Origin of the sequence: Pseudomonas sp. B40(2017), from assembly GCF_002112855.1 — a bacterium.
GTDB lineage: Bacteria > Pseudomonadota > Gammaproteobacteria > Pseudomonadales > Pseudomonadaceae > Aquipseudomonas > Aquipseudomonas pharyngis.
The window spans coordinates 118,021-134,287 of the sequence record NZ_NEIT01000008.1; the positions used below are offsets into that span (position 1 = coordinate 118,021).

Genomic DNA, 16,267 nt, shown 5'->3' on the forward strand with positions numbered 1-16,267 from the left:
CCTCGGTCACTCAGGCCAGACGATATCGTTGGCGAACCACTCCTTGCCCTCGTCCAGATACAGCACGGGTTTGCCTGCCTCGGTCGCTGCGTCGATGAGCGCGTCATATTCATGCTGGTTGGCGCTGCCGGAGTGTGTGTCTTCCTCCATGCTGTTGAGATACGGCGCCTGATCGACGACATCGTCGACCTTCACCGCGCGGGTGCCGGTTGAGTCGAGCAGCCAGATCCGTTCTGTAGGGATGCCCCTCCTGGAGGCGGATATCAAGGCTTCGTTTTCGTCTTCAGGGAACCACGCCCCGCGTTCTTCGGCGCCGCCATTCAGAAACAGGTTCTCCTCCCTCAGGACCACCTCCATGTTTCGGGTATCGATGACGTATTTGAAAATGAAACTCTGGTCGTGCCGGATCGTTTCATAGTTCCGCTCGGCGTCCAGCTCGACATCGGACGTATCGGACCATTCATTGTCGGACTCTCCTGAGTCGTTGTCGGACTCGCCGGGTTTTTTTCCGGGGTACTTGTTCTTCTGATTGTTGTACCGCAAGTATTCCTTATCAGGAGCGTTCGAACCCTGTCCTGCGTACTCGTGAACCAACTTCAGGCTGATCGTGGCGCTGATCGGTTTTTCGCTCGTCGCACCGCGTTTATGGAGCATGCGTGGCAGCATTCGGCCATCGTTGTTGAACTCGAACGGTGTGCGCTCATCGGCCCTGAACAGGCCGGGAATGTCTGTTCGGTACAGGCAGTCGCTGGCGTTGCGCTTGTAGCCCAACGAGGTCAAGAAGGCGGCGAAAAAAGTCGGGCTTATGCTTTCATCAAGATCGAACATGCTTTTTTGTCGGATCGTGCCATTGCGCAATGGCAGGAGCAGCGGTTCGATTTCCTGACGCAGTGGCTCGAAACGCGTCGGGTCGTTCTCGTCGACAGAGCGCAACTTGTGTTGCTCGGCCCATTGGGGCATTTGTTGCGGATTGTCGAGCAAGTCCTTGCGCAACTGTGCGTGCTGCCCCGGCGACAGATTGTAGGCGCGCAGATGGGCTACTCGTTCGTCAGGCGTCATCTGTGGATGCAGCCATTTCAGGGCATCGCCGAGCAGATCCTTGCGCGGGTTGTCGGTTTCCAGCGGTCGCGCCCAACCGGGACGAGTGCCGTGAGTTTGGGCGTCGAGCCGAAAGCGCGAGATGGCCTGGCCGTGAAGACCGTAGGTCTGCCAGATTTCATGATCCGTCCAGTTTGTCAGGTGGGTCGGCGTGCCATTGAAGCCGGCGGGCGGCTCGTCAACCGCTACCCAATAATCCTTGGTGTCCCTGAAACCGTAATGATAGGTGACCCTCTGCGGATCAAAGGCGACTTCCTCCCTTCGATAATAACCCTGGGCATCGACCTGCACTTGCGGGTAGTGGGCCGGATTGAAATGACCCAGGCTCAGCGCCGGCAATGGCTTGGCCGGTTGAGTGGGCGGCGGGGAAAGGGTCGGGCGTTTGGCCGCCGTGGCCGCGTCGCGAGCAGCATCATCTGTGGAGGTATGTTTGTGCCGCGATGGTGTCTGCGCCTGTTGCACCGGGGTCCAGGTGGTTTCACCCGGGGTGCGCAAGATCTGCGGGCCCGGTGGCAGTTTCTTGTATAGATCCGTTATTCGATAGGCGTTCAGCGCCGTGTCGAATTCCACATGTACCGTGCCGACATCCTTGATATCGACGAACCGGCGCCCGACGACAAAACGAAAGCCGTCGTCATCGGCTGCCTGCATGTTGCGCAACAGCGCAGGGCTCAAGAGGTAAGGGGTCAGGCCGGCACGGGATTCGGTCTGAATGGCCGGCAGGTCCGAAGTCTCGACTTTGGGAGGGACGTTGGCCGCATCAGGGAGTCTGCCGGGGCTTGGAACGGGGGCTGCAGGGTCGGGCAATTCCGATGGTGGCCGGTGCAGCAATGGCAGGTCCGCGTCCGGCCGTGGCCGGCTGATGCTCGGTGCGTGCGTCGTCGAGTCGGTTCTGGTTGTGGGGGATGATGGGTTTTTGGGGCGCATGGTGTCATTCCTTGACGATTGAATTATGGATGGGTGCAGCGTTGAGTCAGTTCGGCGAGGGGGTGGTAAGCGGTGTTTCTCCAATGGTCAGCTGTTCGGGGTCGATGGGGTTCGATGCATCGTCATGCCGGGTCCAGTGTCCGGTCGACGCGTTGTAAAAGATCCGGGCCGCCGGCGCGCCGGGCAATCGGACGTTCAGGACATGAACTTCATCCCATTCCAGTAACTCACGGCTCTTGTGTTCTTGTATCAACGCTACGACTGACTGGATCGAGGCGCTGCCCGCCACGTTGACCGCATACAGACCGATCGTTTCAAACAAGGCGTTGATGCTGTAGCGGTTGCCGGAGGCGAGGATGACGTTGACGGTTTCCAGCGGTAATCCCGGGTCGCTGCTGTCGGGCAGATGCACGTGAACGCTGCCGACCTTGAGCAGGTCGTCCTTGATGGTCAGTTGATGGTCGGTGATGACTTCCTGCAGTTGTGCTGTATGAATGTTCCAGGTGGATGAGCCTGTGAGACTGGCGTCTGAGGTCGCGGTGGACAGTCGAATGGATGTGTTGCGGACGGGATACAGCTCGTAGGTCGAGGATCGGCCCTCCAGCCAGTGGTTGCTGTAATGTTCAGTGTTTCGGAAATCCACCCGCTGAGGGGTCGTCTTCAAGGTGCGTTTGTCGATGGAGGGCCTGACGAACAGGTATTGGCCCGCGCGCTGACGCAGCGATTCGCGGCTTTGCACCAGTCGATATCCCGGGTTCCTGGCGTCCTCTAGGTAAGCGGTGCGGGGGAAGTCGAGGTGGTAGGAAATGCCATCGCGCATCACCAGTGTGACAGCGTGATTCATTGTCCAGCCGGGTGCATGAAGGCTGTTACCCACGTCGGTTTTCCGGCCCGGGTTTTCAAATACGCAGTCGTGCAGCGACAGCAGGCCGCCCCGCAGGAATGTCAGGGTGAAGTGGATATTGCGGTAACCGAGCCAGGTGAAGGCTCCCGTATTCGAGACGCGGACATCATAAATGGCTCTGACTTCGTTGATTTCCGAACTGTCGTATTCGACATACAAGGTGCTGCGCCGTTGCGTTTCATTTTTTGGAGCTACAAGAATGGTGTGATGGCTTTTGCGGGACACGAAATAGAACGAGTGCGGCTTGGGTGAGATTTTATGAGGCGCGTCGTTGAGCTGAACCGGGGAGATCCTGGACACACCCGCGGTGACCACGACGACGCTCAGGGGCGTGTCGCTCAGGTCCGGGGTTTCGGCTGGCCACGCAGGTTGCAGGTGGTAGCCGTCTTGTGTGATGAACGTCCATTGGTCATTTTGCAGCAGGCGTTTGTTATCGACTGTCCGGTACACCGCCTCGAGCACCAGTTGGCGTCTCCGTGAGCGAGGATCGTCATCGCGCAAGGTCTCGATCACCACGGCGTCGTCACGCAGTTGCCAGCGCTGGATGGCCTCGAGCGCTACGCCCAGGTACACCTTGCTCGGATCCTGGCCGTCTTCGGTGATGGAAACATTGAGACTCGTTGCATCGAGAATGTAGGTGTCGCTGCCGAGACCTCCCTCGACGATGCCATGCCGGCCCCGAACAGTAATATGATCGTCTCCCGCGCCAGCCTCGACCCGGTCGTTGCCATTGGCAGCGATGGTGTCCGCCAGAGCCGAGCCCGTGACCCGGTTGGAAGCCCCGGCCAGTGTTTCGATTTTTTCAATGGCTTCGAAACGCGTATGGAGCACCGGGGCCTTCTCGGGGTTCGCTGAACGTAATCCGAGCGTGCCGTCTTGCAGGTTCACGTCATACCCGACATAGGGCGCTGCGGCAGATCCATGACTCGCAGGCTTTTCTCTGCCCTGCAGCCACAGCAGGTCGACACCTTCTCCCCCTTGTAACAGGCTGACTTGCTCGGGGGTGGTGTCGAGTCCGTCGGCGGCCGACTGAAAAAGAAAGGAGTCGTCCTTGATTCCACCGCTCAGATTTTTTGTACCGGCGCCGTAGCTGAACAGGTTCGGTTTGTCGCTTACGCCTTTGACCGTATCGGCGCCGCCACCCAGATTCCACAGCACGCCTTTGGCGGGGTCATTGATGCCCTTGCTGATGACCGCATCATCCGCCGGCAGACCTGCACTCGCATCCCAGGTGTCATCGGTCTCTTCGATGACCGGCAGATTTTTTGTGGTGTAGGTGGATTCGCCCTCGCTCCATTGGTACTTGTACAGTCGGGTGGGCTGCAGTTTGACGTCGAAGCGGCCATTGACCACGGTGTCGACACTGTCCTTCAGTTCATGATCCAGCCAGGCAACGCTCTTGGTCTTCAAGGCCTTCGCGTAGTCGGCATGGGTCTTGGCGACGGTGAAACGCTCCATCAGTGCCTTGTCCTGCTCCTGCCCGGTGAACGCAAACCAGCCGGAACGCCAGCGCTCGTTCACGCTCAGCTCGATGTAGTCGTCGATATCGTCGACCATCCGTACCGCGCCATAGACGCGGGCGCCGATAATCATGATGGCGGCAGCGGCAATGCCCACCGGACCGGCCGCCTGGAAACCCATCAATGCTGCGCAGCCGAGGGTCAGGGACAGTACGCCGCTGAACACGCTGAGCCCGCCGGTGACGTACAGATCCTGCGCCTGTTTGCCTTGGGCCTCGGCGGCTTCACTGAAGGACTTGATGGCGGTATAGATATCAAAGGGCAACGTGAGAACACTGGCGATCAGTCCCGATCCGCGACACAGCCACTTCCCCATGGTGGTTTTGCCGAACTGCTCGAAAACCATGGCCCCTTGGCGAATCATCTGATCGCCGGTCTTGTTCAGGGCGTATTCCAGTCCCAGCGAGGTGATCTCCGCGAGTCCGCCTCCCACGTTGATAAGCACCTCGGCGGTCTGGCCCTTTTTCATCGCATCGATGGCGCCGATGTAAGCGCTGTAAAGGCCATACGCTTGCAGTCCGACGCCCATGCTGGTCATGCCGCGACTTTTGGCTTTGTCGACCCAGTCCGGCAACGGCCCGGCCAGTGGGTCCTTGCGAATGTCCAGACGCTGCGAGGCGTTCAGCGTCTCGATGATTTTGTTCATCGCAGCGGCGGATTCGCCCGTCGGCACCTCACGCATCAGCGGTGAAGCATTCGATGAGCGCAGTGTGACGATCTCGTACAGCAGTGGCGGGATCAGCCGGCCTTCCTGTGCATTGACCGACTTGATCCGTTGTTCGACCTGTGCCGGGTCGAATTCCAGCGCATTGATGAAAGCTTGATCGGGTTCGGAAAAGTAGGTGCCGGCGGCCGTGATGGCTTGCCCGTCGAGTCGGGCGCCCAGGGCCTGGAGTTCTTGACGGCTCACGGTCAGTTCACCAAATCTCAAGGGGCCGAACAGTTCGTCCACCTGACTCAGGGTGGGTGAGGACCGGTTATGTTCTGCCACACCGGGAAGAGTCACAGCATCGTTAATGTCGGATATTTTAATTAACTCGGTAGGAATAGTTTCCGTGTCGAGTTGAAAGGGTTTTGCCAAGGCTCATACTCCGTGATGATTATCTGAGTGATTAAGCTGGCATGAATTGTTGTCGGTTAACTTGGTTTTTGTTTTGCTGTTTGTGTGGTTGCAAGTGTGCGTCTGTTTGATTGGGTGTATGGTCTGGTCCGCTTTAGAGAGCGGCTTTAAACAGGAAGACGTTAGTTTGAACAGTGCCTGGCTGGATCTGGTTGTTTGATGTTTTAAACAAAGTTGCTATTCAAAGAGCGTGTGCTTTGTTTTGGCTATGCAATAAAAAGGCTCAAACACTTTGTGTGCGAGAGCCTCGAAAATATAAGACACACTGTGTTCAATTGCGTGTCTGCATGATTTGTCCGTTAGACGGATTCGTGATGGGCCTCCCCGGCCTAGTATGAATATCGCAACAACGTATGCGGCAAATGGCGCAATACAAAAAAACCGAACAAGGCGACCAAGGCTGGCAGCACCAGCCACCAGACTTTCTGCGGCATCGCACCGAGTGGCGAACGGCGCTGGCTCAGCCATAGCCCCGCTGCGCAGACACAGGCGGCGAGCATGGCGCCGGCAAGGACATCCGTTGGCCAGTGCGCGCCCAGATACACCCGTGACAGGGCAATGGCCAGCGCCGGTATGCAGCCGAGCAACAGCCAGGTGAGGCGTAGCCGTGGCGGCTGCCCGCGTCCGGCCAGCACGGCGAGCGCCAGGAACAGCGCGAACGACCCCGAAGCGTGACCACTGGGCATGCTGTAGCTGGTAAGCGGATCAGTCAGTACTTCCGGGCGCACCCGGGCGAAGAACATTTTGGTGCCGGTGTTGGCCAGGGCCGTGACGAGCAGGGTGCCGCCCACGAAGATCGCGTGGCGCCACTGTCGGCACAGCAACAGCAACGCAGTCAGCAGGGCGCTGAACAGCAGCATGTTGCGGAATTCACCGATCAGGGTGAAAACCACCGCGACTTCATCCAGCGCCGGGCGGCGGTGTTCCTGCACCAGGGTCATGACGCCCTGATCGAGGGCGGTCAGGTACGGGTAGCCGATGAACAGGCCGATCAGGATCAACAGGCTCATGCTGCTGATCCAGAGCGTCGCCCGGCGATGACGACGCAAGCTGCTGTTGGCGCTCAGGCCGACCATCACCGCAATACTGCCGGCGACGATGCCGGCCTGCAGCCAGAAGCCTTCCGGCAACGGCAGGCGAATCGCCGCGCCGGTGGCCCAGCCCCGCAGCAGGTACGCGAGGCTCCAGCCGGCCGCCGCCAGCAGACTCACGGCGGCGAAGCGCGGGAAGGGCATGTCGCACATGCCCGCGACCATCGGCAACATCGGTCGCAACGGGCCGATGAAGCGTCCGACCAGCAGGCTGGCGATACCGTAGCGCTGGAAGTAGGTTTCGGCGCCGGCCATCCATTCCGGGTGATGGCGCAACCCCGGTAAGCGCCGGATGTTCTGGTGGAAGTGGCGGCCGAGGAAATACGAAATCACATCGCCGAGAATCCCGCCGAGGAAACCCAGCAACAGGGTTTCGCTTAACGACAGTGCACCGCTGCCGGCCAGCACCGCCACGGCAAACAGCAATACCGTACCGGGCACGATCAACCCGGCAATCGCCAGGCATTCCACGCAGGCCACGATGAACACGGCGGCGGCCAGCCACTGCGGATTGGCGGCCAGCCACCCGGTCACGCTATCGAGCCATGGGCCCATACAAACCACTCCATTTCATTGATGTCCCTGATCGGCGAGCCGAAGGGTGTGCATTCACAGCAGAAAATAATCGCGACCTTCGACCTGGCCCCGGCGCAGCGGGTTCCGCGTGCACCACTGGGCATAGGCGGCATCGACGAAGCGATACATCAGGTGTTCGTCGCGGCCATGGGGAATGCCCAGGCGGGTGGTCTGAATTACGTGGGTCGGCGCAGGGCCGGTGTCTTCCACCAGCAGAATTTCGTGGTCGAAGCGCTTGGCATCCCACACCGGCACTTTCAGTCCCAGCGCCTTGCACAGCAGCGTCTGCCCGGCACACAGTTTCTGTGACGGGCGCGGTCGCCCCTGGGCATCCGGGTTGTTCAGCAGCATCTGCGCCAGACTGGCCGGGCCACTGATCTCGTCGACCCACGGATAGGCCGATTTGATCAGCACTGCATTGCCCGGACCCTGCGCGCTGAAGTTCAGCGAATCGCCGCCACGGGCGTAGTACATATAGATGTGGCCGCCGTCCAGAAACAAAGCCTTACGCTTTTCTGTGTAGCCGAGGGACGCGTGGCTGCCTTTTTCCTCGCAGTAATAGGCCTCGGTTTCGATGATTCGGGCGCTGAGCCACAAATCGCCGACGCGGTGGCGGATGACTTTGCCGAGCAGATCCTTGGCCAGCGTCTGGGCGTCACGGTCGAAAAAGGCGTCCGCAAGGCCGACAGGCTGGCGCGCGGAGGTGGCGCGAACGGTCAGGTTGGACATGGCAAACACTGTTTATCCAGGCGGAGGAGGTCGTGATGATAACAATTCGCGGCTTAATCCCGGCTGAACATCGGCAAATCGCCGTCCATTTCGACCATCCGCCCGTCACCGCTGTTAGTCCCGGGACGCGGCAGCTATAATCTGCCGCTTTCCTCTTTGCCAAGACCCCAGCTGACCATGACTGAGTCCGTTCTTGACTACATGACCCGATTGGGTCGCGCCGCCCGCGAAGCCTCCCGCGTCATCGGCCGTGCCAGCACCGCGCAGAAAAACCGCGCCCTGCTGGCCGCCGCCAATGCTCTGGACGCCGCCCGCGCCGAGCTTGCGGCAGCCAATGAACAGGATCTGGCCGCCGGTCGCGCCAACGGTCTGGAGCCGGCACTGCTGGAACGTCTGGAACTGACCCCGGCACGCATCGACGGCATGATCGTCGGCCTGCGTCAGGTCGCAGCGCTGCCGGATCCGGTCGGTGCGATCCGCGACATGAGCTTCCGTCCGTCGGGCATTCAGGTCGGCAAGATGCGCGTACCGCTGGGCGTGATCGGGATCATCTACGAATCCCGTCCCAACGTGACCATTGATGCCGCGAGCCTGTGCCTTAAGTCCGGCAACGCGACGATCCTGCGCGGCGGTTCCGAAGCGATTCATTCCAACCGCGCGATTGCCGCCTGCATCCAGCGCGGTCTGGCCGAAGCCGAACTGCCGGCCGCCGTGGTGCAAGTGGTGGAAACCACCGACCGCGCCGCCGTTGGCGCGCTGATCACCATGCCCGAATACGTCGACGTGATCGTACCGCGCGGTGGCCGTGGCCTGATCGAGCGCATCAGCCGTGACGCCCGGGTGCCGGTGATCAAGCACCTGGACGGCATCTGCCACGTCTATGTCAGCGAACACGCCGACCTGGCGAAAGCCCAGCGCATCGCCTTCAATGCCAAGACCTATCGCTATGGCATCTGCGGTGCGATGGAGACCTTGCTGGTCGATCAAAGTGTTGCGAAGGATTTCCTGCCGTCGATGGCGAAGCAGTTCCGCGAAAAAGGCGTCGAACTGCGTGGTTGCGAACGCACCCGGGCGATCATCGAAGCCGTAGCGGCGACCGAAGAAGACTGGAGCACCGAGTACCTGGCGCCGATCCTGTCGATCCGCGTGGTGGATGGCCTGGATCAGGCCATCGAGCACATCAACCATTTCGGCTCCCACCACACCGACTCGATCGTCAGCGAAAACCTCGCCGACACCCGCCAGTTCGTGGCTCAGGTCGACTCGGCGTCGGTGATGATCAACACCCCGACCTGCTTCGCCGACGGATTCGAATACGGATTGGGTGCCGAGATCGGCATTTCTACTGATAAGCTGCACGCCCGTGGCCCGGTGGGCCTGGAAGGACTGACCTGCGAGAAGTACATCGTGGTCGGTGATGGCCAGTTGCGCGGCCAGGCGACGGTCTGACTTGTCCGACCTCGACCTGAAAGCGCCGAAACCCGGCAAGAAGTCCCGTCCCCGGCGCATTGGCGTCCTGGGCGGGACGTTCGACCCGGTGCACATCGGCCATTTGCGTGGCGCGCTGGAAGTCGCCGAAGCGCTGGGGCTCGATGAGCTGCGCATGATGCCCAGCGCCCGGCCGCCACACCGCGATACGCCCCAGGTGTCGGCGCAGGACCGGCTGGCGATGGTTGAGTGTGCGGTGGCCGGTGTGCCGCCGCTGGTGGTGGACGCCCGCGAATTGCAGCGGGACAAGCCGTCCTGGACCATCGATACCCTGGAGTCGCTGCGTGCCGAAATGGCCGCCGAGACCCAGGTTTTTCTGCTTCTGGGCTGGGACGCATTTTGCGGCCTGCCCACTTGGCACCGCTGGGAAGAGTTGCTCCAGCATTGCCACATCCTGGTGCTACAGCGCCCGGACGCCGACAGCGAACCGCCGGATGCCTTGCGCAACCTGCTGGCAGCGCGTTCGGTGAGCGACCCGCTGGCCCTGAAGGGGCCGAGCGGACAGATTGCATTCGTCTGGCAGACACCGCTCGCGGTTTCCGCCACCCAGATCCGTCAACTGCTGGCCAGCGGTAAGTCGGTACGTTTCCTGGTGCCCGACGCGGTCCTGGCCTACATCGATGCGCACGGTCTGTACCGTGCGTCGAACTGAACAAGGCGTGCTTCACTGATACGAATCCACGTGTCGCCAAGCCGCCGAAAATATGAGCAAAACGAGTTTTATATGACTGACAAAGACCAAACCAAAGTAAAGCGCAAAGGCACATTCAAGAGCGCCCCGCTGCCAGAACCGGTCAACACCAACGAACCGCTGAAGGGCGACGAACTGGTCAAGGTGGCCGTTGCAGCCCTGGAAGACGTGAAAGCCCAGGACATCCAGATCATTGATGTGCGCGACAAGCAGAGCATCACCGACTACATGATCATCGCCACCGGTACCTCCAACCGCCAGATCAACGCGATGCTGGACAAGGTTCGCGAAGAAGTGAAAAAGCAGGGCGCCAGGCCGCTGGGCGAAGAAGGCAAGGGCGACAGCGACTGGGTGCTGCTGGACCTGGACCTGGTGATCGTGCACATGATGACTGCCTCGGCACGTCAGTTCTACGACCTGGAACGCCTGTGGGCCGGTGCCGAGCAGAGCCGTGCGGCGGACGCCAAGCACCACAGCCCGGAAAACACCCACGAGCATTTCACCAAGCTCAACAAAGACCAGCTGTAAGGGATTGCTGTGCGACTGCGACTGATCGCCGTCGGTTCACGCATGCCCAAGTGGGTGGAAGAAGGCTGGCATGAGTATGCCAAGCGTCTTCCGTCCGAGCTGGCGCTGGAACTGGTGGAAATTCCGCTCAATACCCGTGGCAAGAACGCCGACGTGGCCCGCTTCATCCGTCAGGAAGGCGAAGCCATGCTGGCCAAGGTCGGGCAGAACGAGCGGATCGTCACCCTCGAGGTTCATGGCAAGCCGTGGAGCACCGAGCAACTGGCGGTCGAACTCGATCGCTGGCGCCTGGACTCGCGCACGGTCAACTTCATGGTCGGTGGCCCGGAAGGGTTGGCGCCGGAAGTCTGTGCCCGCGCGGATCAGCGCTGGTCATTGTCGCCGCTGACGCTGCCGCACCCGCTGGTGCGCATCCTCATCGGCGAGCAGTTGTATCGTGCCTGGACCGTGCTGTCCGGCCACCCTTACCACAAGTAACCCGCCCTCATGTCTCAGCCGATCCGCATCAAGGACCACGAAAAAGACGCCCGTCTGGTGCGTGGTCGCGTCGTGTTCGGCGCAATTGCGGTGGTGGCACTGATTTGCGTGCTGATTGCGCGGCTGTATTACTTGCAGGTGATTCAGTACGAATATCACTCGACCCTGTCGGAAAACAATCGGGTTCACGTTCAGCCGATCCCGCCGACCCGTGGCCTGATTTTCGACCGCAACGGCGTGGTGGTGGCGGACAACCGTCCGAGCTTCAGCCTGAGCATGACCCGCGAGCGCTCCGGCGACTGGCAGCAGGTGCTCGACGTGATCGTCGAGGTGCTGGAGCTGACGCCGGAAGACCGGGTGATCTTCGAGAAGCGCATGCGTCAGGGCCGCCGGCCGTTCGAGCCGGTGCCGATCCTGTTCGAGCTGACCGAAGAGCAGATCGCCCGGATCGCGGTGAACCAGTTCCGCCTGCCGGGCGTCGAGGTGGTCGCGCAACTGGTGCGTCATTACCCGCAGGGCGCGCATTTCGCGCACTCGGTGGGTTACATGGGGCGGATCAACGAGAAAGAGCTGAAGACCCTCGATCCGGTCAACTACAGCGGCACCCACCACATCGGCAAGACCGGCATCGAGCGCTTTTACGAAGCCGAGCTGCACGGCCAGGTGGGTTACGAAGAGGTCGAGACCAACGCCCGTGGCCGCGTCCTGCGCGTGCTCAAACGGACCGATCCGGTGCCGGGCAAGGACATTGTCCTGAGCCTCGACATCAAATTGCAGGAAGCCGCCGAGGCTGCGCTGGGCGGCCGGCGTGGCGCGGTGGTGGCGCTCGATCCGAAAACCGGCGAAGTGCTGGCGATGGTCAGTCAGCCGAGCTTCGACCCGAACCTGTTCGTCACCGGCATCAGCTTCAAGGCTTACGCCGAGCTGCGCGATTCGATCGACCGGCCGCTGTTCAACCGCGTGCTGCGCGGTCTGTACCCGCCGGGCTCGACGATCAAGCCGGCGGTGGCGATTGCCGGTCTCGATGCGGGTGTGGTGACGGCGTCGAGCCGGGTGTTCGACCCCGGTTACTACATGCTGCCCAACTACGATCACAAGTACCGCAACTGGAACCGCACCGGTGACGGCTTCGTCGACCTCGATACGGCGATCATGCGGTCCAACGACACCTACTTCTATGATCTGGCGCACAAGCTGGGCATCGACCGGTTGTCGGCCTATATGAACAAGTTCGGCATCGGCCAGAAGGTCTCGCTGGACATGTTCGAAGAATCCCCCGGCCTGATGCCGTCCCGCGAGTGGAAACGCGCGACCCGGCGTCAGGCGTGGTTCCCCGGCGAAACCCTGATTCTCGGGATCGGCCAGGGCTACATGCAATCGACCCCGCTGCAACTGGCCCAGGCCACGGCGCTGGTGGCCAACAAGGGCGTGTGGAATCGCCCGCACCTGGCCAGGACGATCGAAGGCGAGAAGCCCAAGGATGAAAATCCGATGCCGGACATCATCCTTCGCGATCCTTCGGACTGGAACAAGGTCAACCACGGCATGCAGCAGGTGATGCACGGTGCCCGTGGCACCGCGCGCAAGGCCTCGATCGGCGCGCAATACCGGATCGCCGGCAAGTCGGGTACGGCACAGGTCGTGGCGATCAAGCAAGGCGAGAAGTACGACCGCTCCAAGGTTCAGGAGCGCCACCGTGACCACGCCCTGTTCGTCGGTTTCGCGCCGGCGGATGACCCGAAAATCGTGGTGTCGGTGATGGTCGAGAACGGTGAGTCCGGTTCCGGCGTCGCGGCACCGGTGGTGCGCCAGGTCATGGATGCCTGGCTGCTGGATCAGGACGGACGGTTGAAGGCCGAATACGCCAGCCCTATCAGTGCGGAGGCTACGGCCCGTGATGAATAATTTCGATCGCATGCTCTCCAGCGAGGATGTGATGCGTCGCCGGGCGACGCTGCTGCAACGTTTGCATATCGACGGCCCGTTGCTGGTGCTGTTGTTGATCCTGGCGGCCGGCAGCCTGTTCGTGCTGTATTCGGCCAGCGGCAAGAGCTGGGACCTGTTGGCCAAACAGGCCACGTCGTTCGGCATCGGTCTGGTGTCGATGATCGTCATCGCCCAGTTCGAGCCAAGGTTCATGGCGCGCTGGGTGCCGCTCGGCTACGTGATCGGGGTGGTATTGCTGATGGTGGTGGACATCATGGGCCACAACGCCATGGGCGCGACCCGCTGGATCAACATTCCCGGGGTGATCCGCTTCCAGCCCTCGGAATTCATGAAGATCCTGATGCCGGCGACCATCGCCTGGTACCTGTCCAAACGCACGTTGCCGCCGCAGCTCAAGCATGTCGGCATCAGTCTGCTGCTGATCGGCGTGCCATTCGCCCTGATCGTGCGTCAGCCGGATCTGGGCACTTCGCTGCTGATTCTGGCCGGTGGTGCCTTCGTACTGTTCATGGGCGGTTTGCGCTGGCGTTGGATTCTCAGCGTGCTGGCGGCGGCGATTCCGGTGTCGGTGGCGATGTGGTTCTTCATCATGCACGACTACCAGAAGCAGCGAATCCTGACGTTCCTCGACCCGGAAAGCGATCCGTTGGGCACCGGTTGGAACATCATCCAGTCGAAAGCTGCCATCGGCTCCGGTGGCGTGTTCGGCAAAGGCTGGCTACTTGGCACCCAGTCGCACCTGGACTTCCTGCCGGAAAGCCACACCGACTTCATCATCGCGGTGCTCGGCGAAGAGTTCGGGCTGGTGGGCATCTGCGCACTGTTGCTGATCTATCTGTTGCTGATCGGCCGTGGCCTGGTGATTACCGCCCAGGCGCAGACGCTGTTCGGCAAATTGCTCGCCGGTGCTCTGACCATGACGTTTTTTGTTTACGTTTTCGTCAACATCGGTATGGTCAGTGGCCTGTTGCCGGTGGTGGGGGTGCCGTTGCCGTTCATTAGCTATGGCGGAACTTCGCTGGTGACGCTGCTGTCAGCGTTTGGGGTTTTGATGTCGATCCATACCCATCGCAAGTGGATCGCACAGGTTTGAATAAGGTGAAGAGTTCAATGCAAGTAATGCGTGACTGGGCGACACGATACGCACCGTGGCTCGGCCTGGTAGGCATCCTTGGCAGCGCGCAGGAAGCGTTGGCCGGCGATTACGAAGGCTCGCCCCAGGTGGCCGAATTCGTCGGTGAAATGACCCGCGACTACGGTTTTGCCGGCGAACAACTGATGGCCGTGTTCCGCGAAGCCCAGCGCAAGCAGGCGATTCTCGACGCCATTTCCAAACCCGCCGAACGGGTCAAGCAGTGGAAAGAATACCGGCCGATGTTCATCACCGACGCGCGCATCGCCCGCGGTGTGGACTTCTGGCGCCAGCACGAGGCCACCCTGGCCCGCGCCGAGCAGGAATACGGTGTTCCAGCCCAGGTGATTGTGTCGATCATCGGCGTTGAGACCTTTTTCGGACGTAATACCGGCAATTACCGGGTGATCGATGCCTTGTCCACGCTGGGTTTCGACTATCCTCCCCGTGCCGAATTTTTCCGCAAGGAGCTGCGTGAGTTCCTGCTACTGGCCCGGGAAGAGCAGGTCGACCCGCTGACCCTCAAGGGTTCCTATGCCGGGGCGATGGGGCTGCCGCAGTTCATGCCGAGCAGTTTCCGCGCCTACGCGGTGGATTTCGACGGCGACGGCCACATCAATATCTGGAACAACCCGGATGATGCGATCGGCAGCGTCGCCAGCTATTTCAAGCGTCACGGCTGGGTCGCCGGTGAACCGGTAGTCAGCCGCGCGGATGTCCGTGGCGAGCAGGTGGATGAAGGCCTGACCACTGGCATCGAGCCGACGAAAACCGTTGGGGAGTTGCGAGCGCTGGGCTGGTCGAGTCATGATGCGCTGCGCGATGACATGCCGGTCACCGCATTCCGCCTGGAAGGCGACAATGGCCCGGAATACTGGATGGGCCTGACGAATTTCTACGCGATCACGCGTTATAACCGCAGCGTGATGTACGCCATGGCCGTACATCAACTGTCTGAACAGCTGGTACAAGCACGGGGCGTCAAGTAATGCGGGCATTGCCTATCAATAAACCCCTGAAGCTGGTGGCCTTTGCTGCATTGGCGGTACTGGTCGCCAGTTGTTCGACCAGCCGTTCGCCGAGCCAGAAGCCGACCACCGCCGTACGTTCGCAGCCGGGCCTGGACATCAACCGGGCCCACAAGGACGGCGCGCCGTGGTGGGACGTCGATGTGTCGCGCATCCCCGATGCAACGCCAACCCTGCACACCGGCCCATACAAGGCCAACCCGTACACCGTGCTGGGCAAGACCTACTTCCCGTTGCAGGAATCCAAGACTTACGTGGCCTCCGGCACTGCGTCCTGGTACGGCACCAAGTTCCACGGTCAGAACACCGCCAACGGCGAGGTCTACGACCTGTACGGCATGAGTGCCGCCCACAAGACATTACCGCTGCCGAGTTACGTTCGGGTGACCAACCTGGACAACAACAAGAGCGTGATTCTGCGGGTCAATGACCGCGGGCCGTTCTACTCGGACCGGATCATCGACCTGTCCTACGCCGCCGCGAAAAAACTCGGTTATGCCGAAATCGGCACCGCGCGGGTCAAGGTCGAAGGCATCGACCCGCAGCAATGGTGGGCCGCCAAGGGCCGTCCGGCGCCTTTGATGCTCAACGAGCCGCAAGTCGCGCAGAATAGCGCCCCGGTGATCACGGCCTCGGCCGGCACCGTCGAGCAATGGACTCCGCCGCCGCAGCAGCACGCCGCGGCCGTCGTGCCAGTCCAGCTCGATGCAAAAAAAAACGCTTCTGCACCAGCGTCTGGCCAGTATCTGCAGGTGGGCGCGTTCGCCAACCCGGACGCTGCAGAACTCCTGAGGTCGAAGCTCAGCGGGATGGTGAGCGCTCCGGTGTTCATCAGCTCGATCGTGCGCAATCAGCAGACCCTGCACCGGGTTCGCCTGGGACCGATCGGCTCGCCGGGTGAAATTGCCCAGGTGCAGAACAGCGTGCGCCTGGCCAACCTGGGTTCGCCAAGTGTGGTCACCGAGTAAACGTAGGACTTGATTGACGGTTCACCAGCGATTGGGGGGTGAA

12 protein-coding genes are annotated in these 16,267 nt (G+C 61.1%); 8 read left to right on the top strand and 4 right to left on the bottom strand.

Annotated features, from left to right (window positions below; all coding sequences use genetic code 11):
- Positions 1–6 precede the first annotated feature (6 nt).
- From CAF76_RS23275 to CAF76_RS23290, 4 genes are all read right to left on the bottom strand, one after another.
- The gene (locus CAF76_RS23275) at positions 7–2,025 is read right to left on the bottom strand and encodes a hypothetical protein (protein WP_143491842.1); all 2,019 of its coding nucleotides are present in this window, start codon (positions 2,023–2,025) and stop codon (positions 7–9) included.
- Positions 2,026–2,071: 46 nt separating this feature from the next.
- Positions 2,072–5,530 (bottom strand): calcium-binding protein, encoded by a 3,459-nt coding sequence (locus tag CAF76_RS23280; protein WP_178076192.1) that lies wholly within the window; start codon positions 5,528–5,530, stop codon positions 2,072–2,074.
- Between the two features lie 368 nt (positions 5,531–5,898).
- Complete coding sequence (locus CAF76_RS23285) at positions 5,899–7,215, bottom strand: bifunctional DedA family/phosphatase PAP2 family protein (RefSeq protein ID WP_085648683.1); 1,317 nt, start codon at positions 7,213–7,215, stop codon at positions 5,899–5,901.
- Positions 7,216–7,269: 54 nt separating this feature from the next.
- A complete protein-coding gene (locus tag CAF76_RS23290; RefSeq protein ID WP_085648772.1) occupies positions 7,270–7,965 on the bottom strand; it encodes a DNA-3-methyladenine glycosylase in 696 nt (231 codons plus the stop codon).
- A gap of 177 nt (positions 7,966–8,142) precedes the next feature.
- Here CAF76_RS23290 and CAF76_RS23295 point away from each other — a divergent pair, with 177 nt between their 5' ends.
- The 8 genes from CAF76_RS23295 to CAF76_RS23330 all read left to right on the top strand — a co-directional run bounded on the left by CAF76_RS23295 (position 8,143) and on the right by CAF76_RS23330 (position 16,224).
- Positions 8,143–9,414 carry a glutamate-5-semialdehyde dehydrogenase gene (locus CAF76_RS23295; RefSeq protein WP_085648684.1) on the top strand — a complete coding sequence of 424 codons (1,272 nt, stop codon included), beginning with the start codon at positions 8,143–8,145 and terminating at the stop codon, positions 9,412–9,414.
- Positions 9,383–10,105, top strand: a complete 723-nt coding sequence (gene nadD, locus CAF76_RS23300) for a nicotinate-nucleotide adenylyltransferase (protein ID WP_064599670.1) — start codon at positions 9,383–9,385, stop codon at positions 10,103–10,105. Before CAF76_RS23295 ends, nadD begins: the two co-directional genes overlap by 32 nt.
- Before the next feature lie 72 nt (positions 10,106–10,177).
- Positions 10,178–10,672, top strand: a complete 495-nt coding sequence (gene rsfS / locus CAF76_RS23305) for a ribosome silencing factor (RefSeq protein ID WP_064382180.1) — start codon at positions 10,178–10,180, stop codon at positions 10,670–10,672.
- Between the two features lie 9 nt (positions 10,673–10,681).
- Positions 10,682–11,149 (top strand): 23S rRNA (pseudouridine(1915)-N(3))-methyltransferase RlmH, encoded by a 468-nt coding sequence (rlmH, locus tag CAF76_RS23310; RefSeq protein ID WP_009051038.1) that lies wholly within the window; start codon positions 10,682–10,684, stop codon positions 11,147–11,149.
- A gap of 9 nt (positions 11,150–11,158) precedes the next feature.
- Positions 11,159–13,054: a penicillin-binding protein 2 gene (gene mrdA / locus CAF76_RS23315; protein ID WP_039771860.1), complete on the top strand. Its 1,896-nt coding sequence runs from the start codon at positions 11,159–11,161 to the stop codon at positions 13,052–13,054.
- A 31-nt stretch (positions 13,055–13,085) separates the two neighbouring features.
- A complete protein-coding gene (gene rodA / locus CAF76_RS23320) occupies positions 13,086–14,189 on the top strand; it encodes a rod shape-determining protein RodA (RefSeq protein WP_050761190.1) in 1,104 nt (367 codons plus the stop codon).
- A gap of 17 nt (positions 14,190–14,206) precedes the next feature.
- The gene (gene mltB, locus CAF76_RS23325) at positions 14,207–15,217 is read left to right on the top strand and encodes a lytic murein transglycosylase B (protein ID WP_085648685.1); all 1,011 of its coding nucleotides are present in this window, start codon (positions 14,207–14,209) and stop codon (positions 15,215–15,217) included.
- Entirely contained in the window at positions 15,217–16,224 is a 1,008-nt protein-coding gene (locus tag CAF76_RS23330) for a septal ring lytic transglycosylase RlpA family protein (RefSeq protein ID WP_011336096.1), read from the top strand. The genes mltB and CAF76_RS23330 overlap by 1 nt, the downstream gene beginning before the upstream one ends.
- Positions 16,225–16,267: the final 43 nt, after the last annotated feature.

What these genes read in the sequence shown, in the direction of transcription:
- CAF76_RS23330 (WP_011336096.1), top strand. Translation starts at nt 15,217, where the DNA reads ATGCGGGCATTGCCTATCAATAAACCCCTGAAGCTGGTGGCCTTTGCT.
- CAF76_RS23295 (WP_085648684.1), top strand. Translation starts at nt 8,143, where the DNA reads ATGACTGAGTCCGTTCTTGACTACATGACCCGATTGGGTCGCGCCGCC.
- CAF76_RS23290 (WP_085648772.1), bottom strand. Translation starts at nt 7,965, where the DNA reads ATGTCCAACCTGACCGTTCGCGCCACCTCCGCGCGCCAGCCTGTCGGC.
- rsfS (WP_064382180.1), top strand. Translation starts at nt 10,178, where the DNA reads ATGACTGACAAAGACCAAACCAAAGTAAAGCGCAAAGGCACATTCAAG.
- CAF76_RS23285 (WP_085648683.1), bottom strand. Translation starts at nt 7,215, where the DNA reads ATGGGCCCATGGCTCGATAGCGTGACCGGGTGGCTGGCCGCCAATCCG.
- nadD (WP_064599670.1), top strand. Translation starts at nt 9,383, where the DNA reads ATGGCCAGTTGCGCGGCCAGGCGACGGTCTGACTTGTCCGACCTCGAC.
- CAF76_RS23275 (WP_143491842.1), bottom strand. Translation starts at nt 2,025, where the DNA reads ATGCGCCCCAAAAACCCATCATCCCCCACAACCAGAACCGACTCGACG.
- rodA (WP_050761190.1), top strand. Translation starts at nt 13,086, where the DNA reads ATGCGTCGCCGGGCGACGCTGCTGCAACGTTTGCATATCGACGGCCCG.
- mltB (WP_085648685.1), top strand. Translation starts at nt 14,207, where the DNA reads ATGCAAGTAATGCGTGACTGGGCGACACGATACGCACCGTGGCTCGGC.
- mrdA (WP_039771860.1), top strand. Translation starts at nt 11,159, where the DNA reads ATGTCTCAGCCGATCCGCATCAAGGACCACGAAAAAGACGCCCGTCTG.